Here is a 15,142-nt window from a genome sequence, read left to right on the forward strand (position 1 = left end):
CCCTGCGCGGCCTGCCCCGTCCCTCCATGTGCCGATCGCTCCGCGTGAGCCACCCCGACCCGAAGGACCTTCATCCGTGACCAAGTCGACACGCCTGGCGTGGTTGATTTCCGTGGCGGCGATCGCCGGCGCCAGCGGCATGCTGGCCTTTCTGCTGTCGATCAGCGCCACGGCTCAGCGCGGCTTCCTGGAGCGCCACTACCTGTGGCTGTTCTGGGTCAACGTGGCGGTCGCGACCGCGCTGGTGGTGGTCATCGGCGTGGCCGCGGCGCGTCTGGCGTTGCGGGTCAAGCGCGGACGTTTCGGCAGCAAGCTGCTGCTCAAGCTGGCGGGGATCTTCGCGTTTGTGGGCGTGGTGCCGGGTGTGCTGATCTACACGGTCTCCTACCAGTTCGTGAACCGCAGCATCGAAAGCCTGTTCGATCAGCGCCTGGCCAGCGCGCTGGAGGCCGGCCTCGCGCTCGGACAGGACACGCTGGAGAACCTGCGCAGCGAACTCTCCGCCCGCACCCGCAGCGCCGCCGAGCGCTGGGAAGACGGCGCGCTGTCGCCTCTGGCGCTGGAGCGGCTGCGCGACCAGCTGTCCGCCCGCACCGTGGCGCTGCTGGGCAGCAACGGCCAGGTCCTGCTTTCCGCCGGAGGTGAAACCACCGCCCTGCCGGAGCGGCCCGGCAGTTCGATGCTGAGCCAGGCGCGGATCAACGGGGTGTCCTCGCGGCTGGAAGGTCTGGAGGATGAGCAACTCGCGATCCAGGGCGAAGCCCGGATGCGCGCCGTGGCCCTGCTGCCCAGCAGTGCCCTGCAGCTGAGCAACAGCGACCGCTACCTGATGGTGGTCAAGCCCATCCCCGGCAAGGTGGTGAGCAATGCGCTGAATGTCTCGACGGCCAACCAGGAATACCTGCAACGGTCGCTGCTGCGGGACGGCCTGCGGCGGATGTACCTGGGCACGCTGACCCTGGTGCTGATCCTGGCCGTGTTCGCCGCGCTGCTGCTGGCGGTGGCGCTGTCCAACCAACTGGTGCAGCCGCTGCTGCTGCTGGCCGACGGCATGCGCGAGGTGGCCTCGGGCGACCTGAAGGCCAAGGCGGTGTTCCGGTCGCGGGACGAGCTGGGCGGGCTGACACGCTCCTTCGCCGACATGACCCAGCAGCTCGCCGACGCGCGCTCGCAGGTGGACCTGAGCGTGGCGCAGCTGGAAAGCGCCCGCACCCATTTGCAGACCATCCTGGACAACCTGACGGCGGGCGTGATCGTGTTCGATGGCGATCGGCACATCGAGACGGTCAACCCCGGCGCGACGCGGATCCTGAAGCTGCCGCTGTCGGCCTATGTCGGGCGGGGCCTGGAGGAGGTGCCCGAGCTGACCGAGTTCGCACGGGCGATCTGGCACCGCTTCGAACTGCAAACGCCGGAAGCGGGTGAGCGCGACCACTGGCAGGATTCCTTTGAACTGCAGCTGGGCGAGCAGAGCACCCTGACGCTGCTGGTGCGCGGCGCGGCGCTGCCGCTGGATGCCCGGCTGATGGTGTTCGACGACATCAGCGAGGTGGTCTCGGCGCAGCGCTCGGCCGCCTGGAGCGAAGTGGCAAGGCGCCTGGCCCATGAGATCAAGAACCCGCTGACGCCGATCCAGCTGTCGGCGGAGCGACTTCAATTCAAGCTGGAATCGAAGCTCGAGGGCACCGACCAGGCGATGCTGGTGCGTTCGGTGGGCACCATCGTCAACCAGGTGCAGGCAATGAAGCAGCTGGTCAACGAGTTCCGCGACTACGCCCGGCTGCCGGCGGCCAAGCTCGCGCCGCTCGATCTGAACGAGTTGGTGGCCGAAGTGCTGACGCTGTATGCGCCGGCGCAGGAGGCCGGGCAACTGGTGGCGGAGCTGGCCGCCGAGCCGCCGGCCATCCTGGGCGATGCGCCGCAGCTGCGCCAGGTCATCCACAACCTGGTACAGAACGCCCTGGACGCGGTCAGCGACCTGCCTCAGGGTCGGGTCACGGTGCGGACCCAGAAGGCCTTCAACGACAACGGCGAACTGCGGGCGGTGCGCCTGGTCATCACCGACAACGGACACGGTTTTGCGGAAAAGGTGCTGAACCGGGCCTTCGAGCCCTATGTCACGACCAAGAGCAAAGGCACCGGCCTGGGCTTGGCCGTGGTGAAGAAAATTGCGGACGAACATGGTGCGCGCATTCGACTCATCAATCTTCATCCAGGTAGTGATACCGAACAGCCCGCGATAGGCGCGCAAGTTTCGTTATCATTTTCAAAACTCGCGACTGCACCGAGCCCTGCGCCAGCCGCGCCTCGGCCGCGTGAACAGTAGGCATACATGGCAACCATTCTTGTTGTTGACGACGAACTGGGCATCCGTGCCCTGTTGTCTGAAATCCTTTCGGACGAAGGGCATTCCATCGAACTGGCAGAGAACGCGCAGCAAGCGCGAGCCTGCCGCGAGCGGATGCGCCCGGACCTTGTGTTGCTGGACATCTGGATGCCCGATGTGGACGGCGTGACCCTGCTCAAGGAGTGGGGCAGCACCGGCCAGCTGACGATGCCGGTGATCATGATGAGCGGTCACGGCACGATCGATACGGCGGTCGAGGCGACCAAGTTCGGCGCGATGGCCTTCCTGGAAAAGCCGATCACCTTGCAGAAGCTGCTGCGCGCGGTGGAGCAGGCACTGGTCAAGGCCGCCCCACGGCCGGCGCCCCCGCCGCCGGTGACGGTGGGTCTGCCCAGCTACGCCCGGCCGGAAACCTTGCCGGTGATGACGGGCGTGGTGACGCTGTCGGGGCCGGGACTGGCGCCGGTGGCGCCGATCCCGCAGCACCAGGGCCTGGCGTCGGAGCAGGTGTTCGAGCTGGATCGACCGCTGCGCGAGGCGCGCGATGCGTTTGAGAAGAGCTACTTCGAGTTCCATCTGGCCAAGGAAAACGGCTCGATGACCCGGGTGGCCGAGAAGACGGGGCTGGAACGCACCCACCTGTACCGCAAGTTGAAACAACTCGGCGTCGATCTTTCAAGAAACAAGCGCGGGGGCGGAATTTAGTGCTATAGTCGCGGTCTTCGTTGTTCAGCACTTCGCTGACACATCGAAGCAAGGCCAAGTAGCTCAGTTGGTAGAGCAGCGGATTGAAAATCCGCGTGTCGGTGGTTCGATTCCGCCCTTGGCCACCAGAATTCACTAGGTGCATCGGTCACTTAGAGCGATAAAAGCCCAGCCAAGCGCTGGGCTTTTTCGTTGGTGACTTCGCTACGTCGCCCTCATGTAGCGTCCAGCGAAAAGCTTGCGTCAAGTAGATCGCCTCATTCGGTATTCGACGATCCGCACTCCCGGCAGCCGGGCTGCAGCGCCTGACTCGCGTAGAGGCGAAATCGACACCCAGCAAGGCGTCAAAGACTGGGTCGACCTACGCAACGCGCTGGTCCACCGCAAGGCTGCCGTAGCGAGTTCGCCGCCGCGCGGGCGCGATGGCGTGTCACTGCGCGGCACGCTTCCAGGTCACAGAAACTCAGGCTTCAGCTTGGCCGCCTCGCCGGCGAGTTGGGTCAGACGGGCGGCCTGTCCCATCACGAAGTCGCGGAGTTGTCCCGCGAAGGCGCGCTCACCGTCGTCGACATAGTCGTCTGCCAGGGCCTGCGCCGGCGCGTGTTGCACGACCAGCTTCGCTAGCCGCGCGGCCTCGCGTTGGAGCAGCTTTCTGTCGATGCCGCATCGCTGCGCAAAGTCCGCCAGTTGGAATGCCCCCACCTCGTTCAGCGAGAAGGCGTCGCCCCAGGCCATCGCCAGCTCGTGGTCAATGTCCGGATACTGCAGCACACTGACCAGGTCGTACCAAGGCGCTGGGTCGAGACCCTCGCGTCGCACGAAGAAAGAAAAGTTCTTGCCATGGGCGTCGCTGTTGCCGATGAGGAACTGGAACAGGGCCCACCTGACCAGGGTCATGCTTGCCGCGGCCTTGTTCACAGTCTGTCCCACGCGCTCGAACAGCATTTCGAAGCTCACGCCTTCCCGGATGTTGCGCACATGCTCACCGCCCCCGAGATTCCGCTCGTACTTGAAGCTTTCAGGCAGGTCTGAAGCCTGGCATGCGTCGATGATGTGCAGGCGCTGCACGGTGGGCTCGTTGGCGCCATGGTCGACACCCTGCCCGACACCCTGCACGACAACCCGGTCGAAGCGGCGCACGACGAGTACCGGCCGCGGCGTCCTATAGATGCTGACTTCCGCGACGGGCAGCGCCATTCGCCTGGCGAGGGCCATGCAGAAGTGTTCGTTGATGACCAGATGGGGCGTGACCAGCCGAGCAGGGTCGGGCTTGAGGATGTGCGTCGATGCCAAAGGCGGCTCGACCAGAAACACGCGCCCACCGTCGTCCAGCGGGCGGTCCAGGTAGACCATCAACTTGTCCTGCACGCCCGCGATGGACATCCGGACCTTGCCATCCCAGACCGCGAACGGAATCTCGTCGCGCTCGGCGATTCGTCTGTCCAGTTCCTCGCGGCTCACTTCACGCGGCGGCTTGGCGGCGACGACGGGTGGCGCTTCGGCCGAGGGCCAAAACCGGAAGGCCCCGGTGGTCTCGGTCCCCAGCGCGCTGATGAGCGCATAGATGTTCGACTTGGAGACCCGGTAAGTCGTGGCGGTGATCTCAAGGGCTCGCCCTTCGGGCAGCAGGTTCTCCACGAAGCGTTTCACGGCGCCGGCGGCATAGCCACCGGCCGGGGGCTGGAAGGGCAGAGCGGGCGATAGCGGAAACGCTGCTGGCGTCGCGACCCAGTCCGCGTCGTAGTCCAGCGACCACCGGTCGTTCATGGGCTCGTAGCCCAGCGTCGCCACCTTCTGGCCATCTGCCCAGAGGTTGAGCGCATGCGAACTCGGGGCGTCGATCCGTGTGCCGGTTGCTGAACTCATGACTTCTGCGGGCGCGCGACGGCGGGACGCGAGGCAGCTTGCATGCCGGGATGGTCCTTCGGGCCGAGCATGAGTGCGAGCCCGAGGCTGTCCAACACGGCCAGCAGCTTGTCCAGTCGAACGGCGCCTTTGCCGTTCTCGAGGCGAGAGAGCAGGTCGACGGAGACGCCACTCAATGAAGCGGCATCGTCAATTCGCAGCGACTGCTCACGTCGACGCGCGCGAATGGCCGGCCCAACAGCGGTGGCGTCGGTCACGCGCAAGAGGTTGGGTGGGGAGGCAGGGGTAGAAGTCATTTCGGAATTCCCGGGATGATGGCCTTCTGTGACTGCCCAGATGGCCGATTTCTTGAATTCCGAAATCATGCCACATCCGCGTTTTTAGAAGCGTTCAATTCATTAAATTCCGAAGCTACACCCCTTTATCGCTGTTCACAATCAAGAAAATCTTAAATTCCGAAATAACTTACGGTCGTGCTTCACATCGGCGAGCGGGCTTCAACCTAGAGGCCGCGAGCACGACGTCCGGAGTTCATGCCGCCGCTTGCGACGCTCTGTTGGTCGCGACGCTGGCCATCCACCAAGCGATGCCCCCCCGATTCCTACCGGAGTGGGGGGCTTTTTGCTTGGTCTGTCTTCTCTTCTGGCGAGCTTCGTCCTGCTTGCTGGGCTCACCGCACCGGCGTTCCCGGCGGCGCGGCGAGTCACTTCATCAGCGAGGCGCCGGCAACACCATGGCCCAGTTGTGGCCCTGCCCGAGGGATCCGAAGGTCATGTCCAAGCGATCCGCCGCCTGGCGTCCCTCAGTGAAATGAATCTCGGGGTTTTTGGAAAACGGTTTTTTACCCACCGCCAACAGATCCGTCTTGCCGGGCCCCGTGCGCCCCAGGACAAACAGTTCTCCGCAGGGCGCCGACAGCAGCATGCACTTTCCCACCGGCAGGTCGTCAATGCCACTTCGGATGATGGCGAGCCTCAGTGCGCTCACCTCTTTGTCAGGATACCCGTCGGGATCAGGTGTCCACTGAAGCCCCCCACTCGGGATCTCCTTGACACCTCGAGTCCAAAACGACGGCAGGTCGATGAGCTCCTTCGGACGCCCCAGCACATAGCGCAGCTTCGCGCCTCGCTCTTCCACCGCCTCTTTGAACAACTGCGGGAGCGAGCTGGAACTGGCGTCGAAGGAAGACGCCTGCTTGCCGCAGCGATCATGCGCTCGCCGAAAGGCCGCATCGAATGCCCGATCATCACCCGTGTTCAGAAACTCCATGGCGGCCATCAAGCCTTCGGCCAAGTCAACGCCTTTCTGATTCGCTTGAGGAATGAAACACCGCACGAGGCGATCGATAAGAGACGGATCAATGTGCCCCTCCACCTGCGACGCAGCCGCCAACGGCGAGGCGTTCGACAGGTCAGCAGCGTCGAAGGCGGCGGATGGCCGACCCAATTGAACGGAGTTGGGGAACATTCGTGGCTCCTTCGCCTCGAAGGGCGATCGATGAGAGGCCCGACCATCAGGCCCCGTCGCCAGCTAGTGCGCCCCGCCAGCGGCCAGGTTCTACGCCATGCCCGGGTGCATCCGCCGCGTGATCACTCCGAACTCGGCAGCACCATCGCCCATCTGGCGCCCCCCTCCTGAAAACTCAGTGCCGAGTCCACACAATGCGCTGCTTCGTAACCCCGGACAAGGCGAAGCTCTGGTCGCGCCCCGAGCGGCCGGTGACCCACCACCAGTTGATCCCACTCCCCGGGCCCGGTGCGTCCCAGCACCAACATCTTTTGCTTGGGCGGCGCGAGCAGCATGCACTTGCCGACCGGAAGCGCATCAATACCAGCGCGCAGAAACGTCTGATTGAAACGGGGAATCTCCCGGGGCGGCAGATCTTTGGGCGTGTCGCTCCATTGCCGTCGCGATCGCGGAAGGTCATCAAAGCCTCGAGTCAATAACGAGGGGCGGCCCTGCTGTTCTTCCGGCATTCCCACCACAAAACGCAGCGCCGCGCCGCGATCCATCGCACGCTTGACCAGCTCGGGAATGGCGCATGAGTCATCTCCAAAGACGAGCTCCTGCTTGCCGCCTCTCGCTTTAGCCCGCGCAAACGCCAGATCAAATCCTTGTTCGATCCCATCATTCAGGAACTCCACCGTCGCCATCAGCGCCTCGGCCAGGGGAACGCCGTTCGCATTGGCCTGAGGCAGAAGCGTCTGCGACAAGTGATGGAGGCGGGCGAGATAGACATGGCCCACCACTTTCGACGATGCGGTCGACGCCTCCATGGCCTGATGGTCAGCCTCTCCAAGCAAAGGGGATGGCTGAGCAGCTTGAACTGGGTGGGGAAACATGGAGGCTCCTTCGCCGCAAGGGCGATGTGATCAAGCGGGCCTCAGGTTCGGACCCGGAGCACGCTAGTGATCAGTGGGTACGGCAGAGTTCTTGACCCTGTCCCAACCCGCCGCCTCGGACACGGCCTGATCAGCGCGTCACGATGTCCCGATGCATCGGCGCCAACAGCGCGAGCAAACGGTTCTGCGTCGTAAACGGGACGCCCTGGGCGTCCATCGCCGATTGGAGATCCTCGACCAGCGCATTGAAATGCGCCTTGGTGATCCCGAGCTTGGCGTGCGAGTTCTTCATGCTCTCGCCGTCGTATTGGCATGGCCCGCCGCTCAACTCACAGAACTGCTTGCGCAACTGCTCCGTGAGGAACTTGGGATTGGTCTCCTGGAAGAGGTGCTTGATGCGGTCGTCCGCATACACCCGCTGGACCAGCTCCGCACTGATGCGCCGCACGCCATCCTCGCCGCCGAGCGCGCGATAGAGGTCATCCTGAGCAGACACGGGCCCGGCAGACAGTCCCAATCCCAGCGCCAATGCAACCGCCAATGAAAGCGCCATCATCCGTCGCCGACCAAGGCGGCTCAAAGCAAGCGCAACGTGCGACATGGCAGACCTCCGGTGCTCACTGCTTTGATTCCCTCAATGCCCCCCTGCACAGCAGCAGGGCTCAGTAGGCCAACTGGATCGACCCATAGACGCCCTGTTGCCGACGCGGCTGAAGGCCCGGCACGATGCGCCCCAGATCCACATAGGCCGCCGTCAGCGACACATGCTTGTTGGGCGCCCAGACGATGAACACATCCTTCCAGTCGTCCTCGCGAAGCGCGTCGCCCAACACCGACGGGTTGAGCTTGTCCGGCTTCATCCGGTATTCAGCCCCAATGGCCCAGTGCCGATTCAGCAGATAGGCCACGGAGACTTCGGGCAGCAGCGAGTACCGATCGCTGGCACTGCCGCCGAACCCCAGCAAGCCGTTCTGGTTGGCACGACTCGCCCGCAAGGTCAGATTGACCAGGGTGCTCTGACCGAGAAACAGCTTGGTCGCGCTGAGATAGACATCCACGCCATGGCGCTTGGCGCCAAGCACGCTGAGCGTCGGATTCAGGCCGCCGCCATCCATGCGCTTGATTTCGACGCCCAGCGCCACCTGCGGAAGCCAGGTGTCCGCATCCAGCACCGCATCACCACCCAGCCGCACCTTGGCGCTGATGAGAGTTTGCTTCAGGCGCAGCCCGGGCAGCCCCAGCGCGGCACCGGTCGAGCCCGCAGAGAAATCCTGCTTGGCGATCGACAACTCGGCGCGCTCGCCCCAGGCGATCAGCGCGCCATAACCGGTCAGGCCGTAGTCCCGCGTGGGCAGTCGGGTCGCGAAGGCGGTGGCGCCGATCTCGCCAGCCGTGGCGTAGCTGCCGGTCAGTGCCCAGGGCGTGAGCCCGCCGCCTGCTGCGCCGTCGATGCTGCTCACGCCGCCGGTGAGCAGCAGCTTGCCCTGCCCTTGCGCCAGACAGGCCACGGGCGCGGCCAGCAGCAGCGGCAGGAGCCGTCGAACCCTTTGCCGCGCCATCACCGATGCCGGCCAAAACGACCGTGGCCTCCAGGGCGACCGGGTCGACAGCAGCATCGACGTCAGCAGCGGCATGAGCTCACCAGCTTCCGGTGTTGGGCATCGAAATCCACGGCTCGGCCGGCGGCAGCGCCGGGCCGTCCTGCAGCAGTTCGATGGAGATGTTGTCGGGCGAGCGGACGAATGCCATGCGGCCATCGCGCGGCGGGCGGTTGATCAGCACGCCGTGATCCATCAGGCGCTGGCAGGCCGCATAGATATCAGGCACTGCATAGGCAACATGGCCGAAGTTGCGGCCGCCGGTGTAGACCTCCGGGTCCCAGTTGTAGGTGAGTTCGACCTGGGCGTCCTCATCGCCCGGGGCGGCCAGGTAGACCAGGGTGAAGCGGCCGGCTTCATGCTCGGTGCGGCGCACCTCCTGCAGACCCAGCGCATCGCGGTAGAACTTGATGGAGGTGTCGAGGTCGGTCACGCGGACCATCGTGTGCAGATACTTCATGGGGCTGTCGGAGTCAGTGGGGACGTCGGGAGACGTCCGTGGGCCAAAGGGAAGAGATGCCCGCATTGTGGCAATACAACCCGTCTCGCGCATGTACCCGGTCTTGTGGTCCAGACGTGCCGGCATGCCAACCGTCCGTCATCGCCTCACGGTCGAACGTCATCGCGGGCCGCAGACCATCACGGCAGACAAAGAAAAACCGCCTGCCGGCGGGAGCCGGGCAGGCGGTTGGCCATCACGGGACGGGATCGCGTGGCCGCATGAAGCGACCACGACCCGATCGCGATCGATTTAGAAGTTGTGGCGGACGCCGACGGCGAACGAGTTGAAATCGTCAGCCTTCCGGGCAGTCGTCGCGTCGATCACGGTGTAGTAGCTGTAGACCTTGGTGCGCTTGCTCAGGTTGTAGTTGTAGCCCAGCGTGTACTGCTTGCCACCGTTACGACCATTGTTGAAGGAGTAGCCACCAGCCTTGGTGCCACCGACGTTCAGGTGGTATTCGGACTGGCCCATGGTGTACATCACCACCGCACGACCGATGGTGCGGGTGTCCTTGGCGCCCAGCGATTGCGCCACGCCGCTGTCTTCGCGCTGCACATAGCCGCCGAAGGTGAAGGCGCCCAGCTCGTACAGGCCGCGCACGGCGTACTGGTTGGCAGAGCCTTGCTTGGAGTAGCCAGCGCCCAGGTGCAGCGGGCCTTGGTCGTAGTTCAGGGCGACGTCGTAGGCGCGCTGGTCGACGCCTTCACCGGCGTGCAGCGACACCTCGGCGTTGAAGCCGTTCAGGTTGGGCGTGAAGTACGCCACCTTGTTGCTTTGCGGATTGCCGTTCGGGGTGAAGAAGCCCACGCCCGAGTACAGCGCGTCGGACGACGAGCCGGTGTCGTGGTTGTGCATCGACACATAGTCGGCAGTGGCGTAGTACGAGCCATTCGTCCAACGGCCCATGCGCACGGCGCCGAAGTCGCCCGACAGCTGAATGCTGGCTTCACGGTTCCAGAACTGGGAGCCGCCGGTGGCCGCGCCGTTGTCCGAATTCAGACCGTGTTCCAGGGCGAAGCTCGCCTTCAGGCCGCCGCCCAGATCTTCCGTACCCTTGAAGCCCAGACGCGACGAGTTGTTGTTGACCGCGACCGTGCGATCACCGTTACCGACCTTCTGGCTTTCCACGGTGGTGTTGATGCGGCCCCAAAGCGTGACAGAGCTTTGAGCAAACACCGGAGCGGACAGTGCCGCGATGGCAGCAGCAGTTGCAATCTTCTTCATATCGACCTTCATGGTTGGAGGTTTTCGCCAGTTGTCTGGGCGGGCTTACTGCAGTGTGTGCGGAGTATAGAAGTGCGATGCCCGCACCTCATCAGCCCGACGCGAAATTGCAACAGTTCCCCATTAGGTGCGAATTGAGGTCAAAAGCCGGGCGATCAGGGATTGACTCGCCAGAAGGCCCATCAACACGGCAATCTGCTCGATCGGTCCCAAACGGTGCGCGTGCCAGAGAAACACGGCCACGCCGCCGAGTACCGCCAGGAACAGCGATGACGCGAGCCATGCGTTCGTCCGAGAGACCTTTGGGTCGAAGAGCGCGCGCTGGTGTGGGTCGTATCCGGGCGCTATGCGAGCACCGTGCCCAGGCTGCCAATGGGCCGGCTCCCACCACAGCCGCAGCTTGTCGCGCCATCGCGGGACGGCGCGCATCTTGCGCAGCAATTGCCCGTAGACCTGCACATTGGCGCGCCACGGACTCCAGTGGGCAAGGGCGTCGCGTGTCCCATAAACGCAGCGCTCATTCGACAATTCCTCCTGGAAGCTCCCAAAGAGCCGATCCCAGATCACCAGGATGCCGCCGAAATTGCGGTCCAGATAGGGATCGTTCACCGCGTGATGGACCCGGTGATTGGAGGGTGAGCAGAACCAGCGGTCGAACCAGCCGAGGCGGTCGATCTGCTGGGTGTGGACCCAGAACTGGTAGAGCAGGTCGACCAGCGCCACCACCGCGAACACCAGCGGCGGAAACCCCAGCAGCGCCATCGGGATGTAGAACAGCCAGCCCACCAGCCAGCCGCTGCCGGTCTGGCGCAGGGCGGTGGAGAGGTTGTAGTCCTCGCTCTGGTGATGCATCGCATGCGCGGCCCACAGCAGCGCGGTGGTGTGGCCCAAGCGGTGATGCCAGTAATAGAGGAAGTCGTAGAGCAGCAGGCCGGTCAGCCACACCCACCAGGCGCCCGGATCCAGGCGCCACTGCGCGGCGTGATCGAACACCCAGGTGTAGATGCCGAGGGTGAACAGCTTGGTCAGCACGCCCACCACCTGGCTCAGCATGCCCAGGCTGATGCTGCTGAGCGCATCGTTGAGTCGATAGGTCTGCCGGCCGCGCCATCGACCGACCAGGTACTCGAGCCCGATCAAGAGGAAGAAGACCGGCGTGGCGAGCACGATGATCTGCGCCTCGGTCATGAGATCAGGCCTTGGCGGTGTCCTGAGGGCGCGCGGGATGGCTGCTGACGGCGTCTTCCCGCCCGACCATCGCCCCCGGCATGAAGCCGGGGACACCTGGATCGTCCAGGGTCAGGCCTTGCAGGTGATGGTCGTCGTTCCATCCGACCAGGCTGAAGCCCTGCGGCGAGTACAGCAGGCGATTGATGCTGGCATTGCCCAATACCCAACTGCGCGGCGCCTGCAGTTCGATGCGGGTGGCCGCGCGGTACAGACAGTCCATGACGCCGCCATGGGCCACGATGGCGATGGTTTGGCCGGGATGCGCATCGGCCAAGGAAGTCACCGCCGCCACGCATCGGGCATAGAAGGTCGTGAGGCTTTCGCCACCCGGCGGCTCGAAGACCGGATCGCGCTGGCGCCAGCGCAGAGCGGCCTCCGGGGCTTCGGTTTCGATGTCCACCCAGCGCTTGCCCTCGTAGTCGCCAAAGCTGCGCTCCCGCAGCCGGGCGTCTGTCGTGACCAAAAGGCCATGCGGCGCGGCCAGGTGGCGGGCCGTGACCGAGGCCCGGTCCAGGTCGCTCGCATACACCGCATGCAGGGTCTGATCGGCCAAGGCCTCACCCAGGCGCTGTGCCTGTCGCTCGCCCAGCGCGTTCAGCGGCAGGTTCAGATGCCCCTGCAGCCGCCCTTCGCGGTTCCAGGCGGTCTCGCCGTGCCGCACCGCAATGATCAGTGTGGGCTCCACTCAGACGCCCCAGACGACGTCGGTGTGGGCCGCCTGGGCCGCGCGCATCAGCTCCAGCAAGGGCCACAGTCGCTGGCGCAGGGTGACGTCCGGTCGCTTGGGCGCCTTGGGTTCGTCGTCGGGGGCGTCGTCGTCCGCGCGGGCTGCACCGGTGCGGTCGAGCGACTGCTGCTCTTCGGCAATGGCGGCCTCACCCTGCGCAATCAGCCCGGCCAGTTCGGACTGCTGAAAAATGCCCGTGGGCGAGGGAGAGCGTCCGAGCGCGGACAGGGCTTGGTCGCCGTGGGCGGCCAGCATGATCACATCGGCACCCGCCTTCGATTTGAACTTGTACAGCACGCTTGTCTCCTGGCTGACAGATGACGCAGCCTTTCACGGCATTGTGCCGTCATGGCGAGCCAGCAGGCGAGGGACACGGCAGGGGACAGATCAGGCTTGGCCGTAAAGGCCACAGCGCCCGATGCGCGGGTTGAAACGAGCGACACGCATCACAACCGCGGGGGCGCGGCCCTGGCACTCACGCGCCGCGCAGCAGGCGGACGTTCGACCGCACCGGCGCCGCCGCGCCGTCGGCCGTGGCCGCGGGCGGACCGAAGCGGTGCTCGAAGGCGCGCGCGTCCAGCGCCGGGGCACAGAGGAAGCCCTGGTATTCATGGCAGCCGCAGCGCGACAGGAACGCCCGCTGCGCCTCGGTTTCCACGCCTTCGGCAATCACCTTCAGGTTCAGCGCACGGCCCATCTGGACAATGGCGTTGACGATGCCCGCATCGCTGGCGTCATCCGGCAGGCCGCGCACGAAACTGCGGTCCACCTTGAGTCGCTGAATCGGGAACCGCTTCAGATAACCGAGGTTGGAATAGCCGGTGCCGAAGTCGTCGATCGCGATCAACACGCCGAGTTCCGCCAGCTCCTGCATGCGATGCAACGCATCATCCGCGTCGCGCAGCAGGACGGACTCGGTGAGCTCCAGCTCCAGCAACTCGGCCGGGAGACCCACTTCGCGCAGCGCCTGGGCCACGCCCTCCACGAACTGCGCCTGCTGGAACTGCAGGGCCGACACGTTCACCGCCACGGGGACCCGAAGCCCGAGCTGGAGCCACTGCGCCGCCTGCGCCACCGCCTGCTGCAGCACCCACTGCCCGATCGCGATGATGAAGCCGCTCTCCTCCGCAACCGGGATGAACTCGGCCGGCGAGACCTCGCCCCGCAACGGATCGCGCCAGCGGATCAGGGCTTCCGCGCCGATGAGCTGACCGCTGTCGATGTCGATCTGCGGCTGGAAATGCAGCCGGAACTCATGCTCCTGCAGCGCCTGCCGCATCGCATGGTCCAGCCGCATGCGCGACAGCAGGTCCACATCCTTGCGGGGCTGATGGAACCGGAAGGTGCCGCGACCGCTCTCCTTGACCCAGTGCATCGCGCGTTCGGCGCTGGCCAGCAAGGCTTCCGAAGAGGCGCCGTCGCCCGGGAACACGGCCATGCCAGTGCTACAGGTGACGGTGAAACTCAAGGTGTCGAAACAAAAGGGCTGCGACATCGCCTCCTGCACCCGGCGCGCCGCATGCTCGGCGCCGCGCGCGTCGGCCTGATGGATCAGCAAGGCGAACTGGTCGCCGTCCAGGCGGGCGACGGTGTCCACCTCACGCAGCGAATCCTTCAACCGCAACGCGACCTCCTTCAGGACACGGTCGCCATAGGAATGCCCCAGCGTGTCGTTGATCTGCTTGAAGCGATCCAAGTCGACATTCAACAGCGCGAACGGCGAGGCCTCGCGACGCGCCAAGGCCTGCGCATACTCCACCCGCTCCATCAGCGCGCGCCGGTTGGGCAGTCCGGTGAGCATGTCGTTGTGAGACAGCTCCTCGATGCGCTGGTTCGCGGCCAGGGCTTCGCTGAGATCGCGGAATGAATACACCCGACCGATCGGCCGCCCGCGGCTCCACTGCGGCAAGGACACCCGCTCCAGCACGCGGCCATCCAGCAATTTCAGACGGTCGCTGGTGTGCAGCAGCGTGGCTTCCTGAATGGCGGACAGCCGGGCCGCGTAGGCAGCGCCGTCGACCACGCTGCGGCGCATCCAGGCCTGCACCGCCTGGTCGTTGCGCTCGGTCAGCAGGTGTTCGGGGATGGCCCAGAGCGTGGCCAGGCGCTGATTGAAGTTGCAGATGCGACCGGCCAGGTCCGTGACCAGAATGCCGTCCGCCGTCGATTCCAAAGTGGCCCGCAGTTCCGCGAGCAGGGTGTCGCGCTCCTCGTCCTGCTGGCGTTGCCGGGTGAGATCACGCATCGTGACCATCCACAGCCCGTCGCCTTGCGGCAGCGCCACATGGCTGACGCGGCGAGAGGCCCACAGCAGGTGGCCGTCGGCGTGCCGCATCATGGTGTCGGTATGAAGGCCTTCGCGGCGCCCGACGGCGGCATCCGACCAGAAGAGCGTGTCCTCGGGCGTGGTGGCCAGTGATTCGATGGCGCGGCCGATCAGCGCCCGCGCCGGGAAACCCAGCAACTGCTGCGAGGCGGCATTCGCGGCCAGCACCTGGTGCGTCTGGGCGTCGACCAGCCAGACCGCTTCCTGCAGTCCGTCGATCATCGCCAGAAATGACGGCGGCAGCGCCGTCACGACGCTGGCAGGACGATCCACGA

General features: G+C 65.2%; 14 protein-coding genes and 1 tRNA gene. 3 read left to right on the forward strand and 12 right to left on the reverse strand.

Annotation, left to right across the window (positions count from 1 at the left end; all coding sequences use genetic code 11):
* Positions 1-76 precede the first annotated feature (76 nt).
* The 3 genes from N4261_RS24360 (at position 77) to N4261_RS24370 (ending at position 3,180) form a co-directional block, all read left to right on the forward strand.
* Positions 77-2,326 carry a sensor histidine kinase gene (locus tag N4261_RS24360; protein ID WP_261757828.1) on the forward strand — a complete coding sequence of 750 codons (2,250 nt, stop codon included), beginning with the start codon at positions 77-79 and terminating at the stop codon, positions 2,324-2,326.
* Between the two features lie 6 nt (positions 2,327-2,332).
* Positions 2,333-3,052 (forward strand): response regulator, encoded by a 720-nt coding sequence (locus N4261_RS24365; RefSeq protein ID WP_261757829.1) that lies wholly within the window; start codon positions 2,333-2,335, stop codon positions 3,050-3,052.
* A 52-nt stretch (positions 3,053-3,104) separates the two neighbouring features.
* Positions 3,105-3,180: transfer RNA gene (locus N4261_RS24370), tRNA-Phe, on the forward strand.
* A gap of 325 nt (positions 3,181-3,505) precedes the next feature.
* On the opposite strand, the gene N4261_RS24375 is transcribed toward N4261_RS24370, so the two are convergent.
* The 12 genes from N4261_RS24375 to N4261_RS24430 all read right to left on the reverse strand — a co-directional run bounded on the left by N4261_RS24375 (position 3,506) and on the right by N4261_RS24430 (position 15,140).
* Positions 3,506-4,918, reverse strand: coding sequence for a HipA domain-containing protein (locus tag N4261_RS24375; RefSeq protein ID WP_261757830.1), 1,413 nt, complete (start codon positions 4,916-4,918; stop codon positions 3,506-3,508).
* The gene (locus tag N4261_RS24380) at positions 4,915-5,283 is read right to left on the reverse strand and encodes a helix-turn-helix domain-containing protein (RefSeq protein ID WP_354005386.1); all 369 of its coding nucleotides are present in this window, start codon (positions 5,281-5,283) and stop codon (positions 4,915-4,917) included. Before N4261_RS24380 ends, N4261_RS24375 begins: the two co-directional genes overlap by 4 nt.
* 346 nt (positions 5,284-5,629) lie before the next feature.
* Positions 5,630-6,385, reverse strand: a complete 756-nt coding sequence (locus N4261_RS24385; protein WP_261757831.1) for a hypothetical protein — start codon at positions 6,383-6,385, stop codon at positions 5,630-5,632.
* Between the two features lie 122 nt (positions 6,386-6,507).
* A complete protein-coding gene (locus N4261_RS24390) occupies positions 6,508-7,260 on the reverse strand; it encodes a hypothetical protein (protein ID WP_261757832.1) in 753 nt (250 codons plus the stop codon).
* Positions 7,261-7,390: 130 nt separating this feature from the next.
* Positions 7,391-7,861 (reverse strand): group I truncated hemoglobin, encoded by a 471-nt coding sequence (locus N4261_RS24395; RefSeq protein WP_261757833.1) that lies wholly within the window; start codon positions 7,859-7,861, stop codon positions 7,391-7,393.
* Between the two features lie 61 nt (positions 7,862-7,922).
* Positions 7,923-8,819 (reverse strand): DUF3034 family protein, encoded by an 897-nt coding sequence (locus N4261_RS24400; RefSeq protein WP_435532094.1) that lies wholly within the window; start codon positions 8,817-8,819, stop codon positions 7,923-7,925.
* A gap of 79 nt (positions 8,820-8,898) precedes the next feature.
* Positions 8,899-9,318: a VOC family protein gene (locus N4261_RS24405; protein WP_261757835.1), complete on the reverse strand. Its 420-nt coding sequence runs from the start codon at positions 9,316-9,318 to the stop codon at positions 8,899-8,901.
* A gap of 291 nt (positions 9,319-9,609) precedes the next feature.
* Positions 9,610-10,584, reverse strand: coding sequence for a porin (locus N4261_RS24410; RefSeq protein ID WP_261757836.1), 975 nt, complete (start codon positions 10,582-10,584; stop codon positions 9,610-9,612).
* Positions 10,585-10,707: 123 nt separating this feature from the next.
* Positions 10,708-11,772 carry a sterol desaturase family protein gene (locus N4261_RS24415; protein WP_261757837.1) on the reverse strand — a complete coding sequence of 355 codons (1,065 nt, stop codon included), beginning with the start codon at positions 11,770-11,772 and terminating at the stop codon, positions 10,708-10,710.
* Positions 11,773-11,776: 4 nt separating this feature from the next.
* The gene (locus N4261_RS24420; protein ID WP_261757838.1) at positions 11,777-12,499 is read right to left on the reverse strand and encodes a histidine phosphatase family protein; all 723 of its coding nucleotides are present in this window, start codon (positions 12,497-12,499) and stop codon (positions 11,777-11,779) included.
* Positions 12,500-12,838 (reverse strand): DUF1840 domain-containing protein, encoded by a 339-nt coding sequence (locus N4261_RS24425; protein ID WP_261757840.1) that lies wholly within the window; start codon positions 12,836-12,838, stop codon positions 12,500-12,502.
* 178 nt (positions 12,839-13,016) lie between these two features.
* Positions 13,017-15,140 carry a putative bifunctional diguanylate cyclase/phosphodiesterase gene (locus N4261_RS24430; protein ID WP_261757841.1) on the reverse strand — a complete coding sequence of 708 codons (2,124 nt, stop codon included), beginning with the start codon at positions 15,138-15,140 and terminating at the stop codon, positions 13,017-13,019.
* Positions 15,141-15,142: the final 2 nt, after the last annotated feature.

The organism is Roseateles amylovorans (assembly GCF_025398155.2).
Classification (GTDB): Bacteria; Pseudomonadota; Gammaproteobacteria; order Burkholderiales; family Burkholderiaceae_C; genus Roseateles; species Roseateles amylovorans.

What these genes read in the sequence shown, in the direction of transcription:
- N4261_RS24405 (WP_261757835.1), bottom strand. Translation starts at nt 9,318, where the DNA reads ATGAAGTATCTGCACACGATGGTCCGCGTGACCGACCTCGACACCTCC.
- N4261_RS24380 (WP_354005386.1), bottom strand. Translation starts at nt 5,283, where the DNA reads ATGATTTCGGAATTCAAGAAATCGGCCATCTGGGCAGTCACAGAAGGC.
- N4261_RS24375 (WP_261757830.1), bottom strand. Translation starts at nt 4,918, where the DNA reads ATGAGTTCAGCAACCGGCACACGGATCGACGCCCCGAGTTCGCATGCG.
- N4261_RS24400 (WP_435532094.1), bottom strand. Translation starts at nt 8,819, where the DNA reads ATGGCGCGGCAAAGGGTTCGACGGCTCCTGCCGCTGCTGCTGGCCGCG.
- N4261_RS24390 (WP_261757832.1), bottom strand. Translation starts at nt 7,260, where the DNA reads ATGTTTCCCCACCCAGTTCAAGCTGCTCAGCCATCCCCTTTGCTTGGA.
- N4261_RS24395 (WP_261757833.1), bottom strand. Translation starts at nt 7,861, where the DNA reads ATGTCGCACGTTGCGCTTGCTTTGAGCCGCCTTGGTCGGCGACGGATG.
- N4261_RS24410 (WP_261757836.1), bottom strand. Translation starts at nt 10,584, where the DNA reads ATGAAGAAGATTGCAACTGCTGCTGCCATCGCGGCACTGTCCGCTCCG.
- N4261_RS24365 (WP_261757829.1), top strand. Translation starts at nt 2,333, where the DNA reads ATGGCAACCATTCTTGTTGTTGACGACGAACTGGGCATCCGTGCCCTG.
- N4261_RS24385 (WP_261757831.1), bottom strand. Translation starts at nt 6,385, where the DNA reads ATGTTCCCCAACTCCGTTCAATTGGGTCGGCCATCCGCCGCCTTCGAC.
- N4261_RS24415 (WP_261757837.1), bottom strand. Translation starts at nt 11,772, where the DNA reads ATGACCGAGGCGCAGATCATCGTGCTCGCCACGCCGGTCTTCTTCCTC.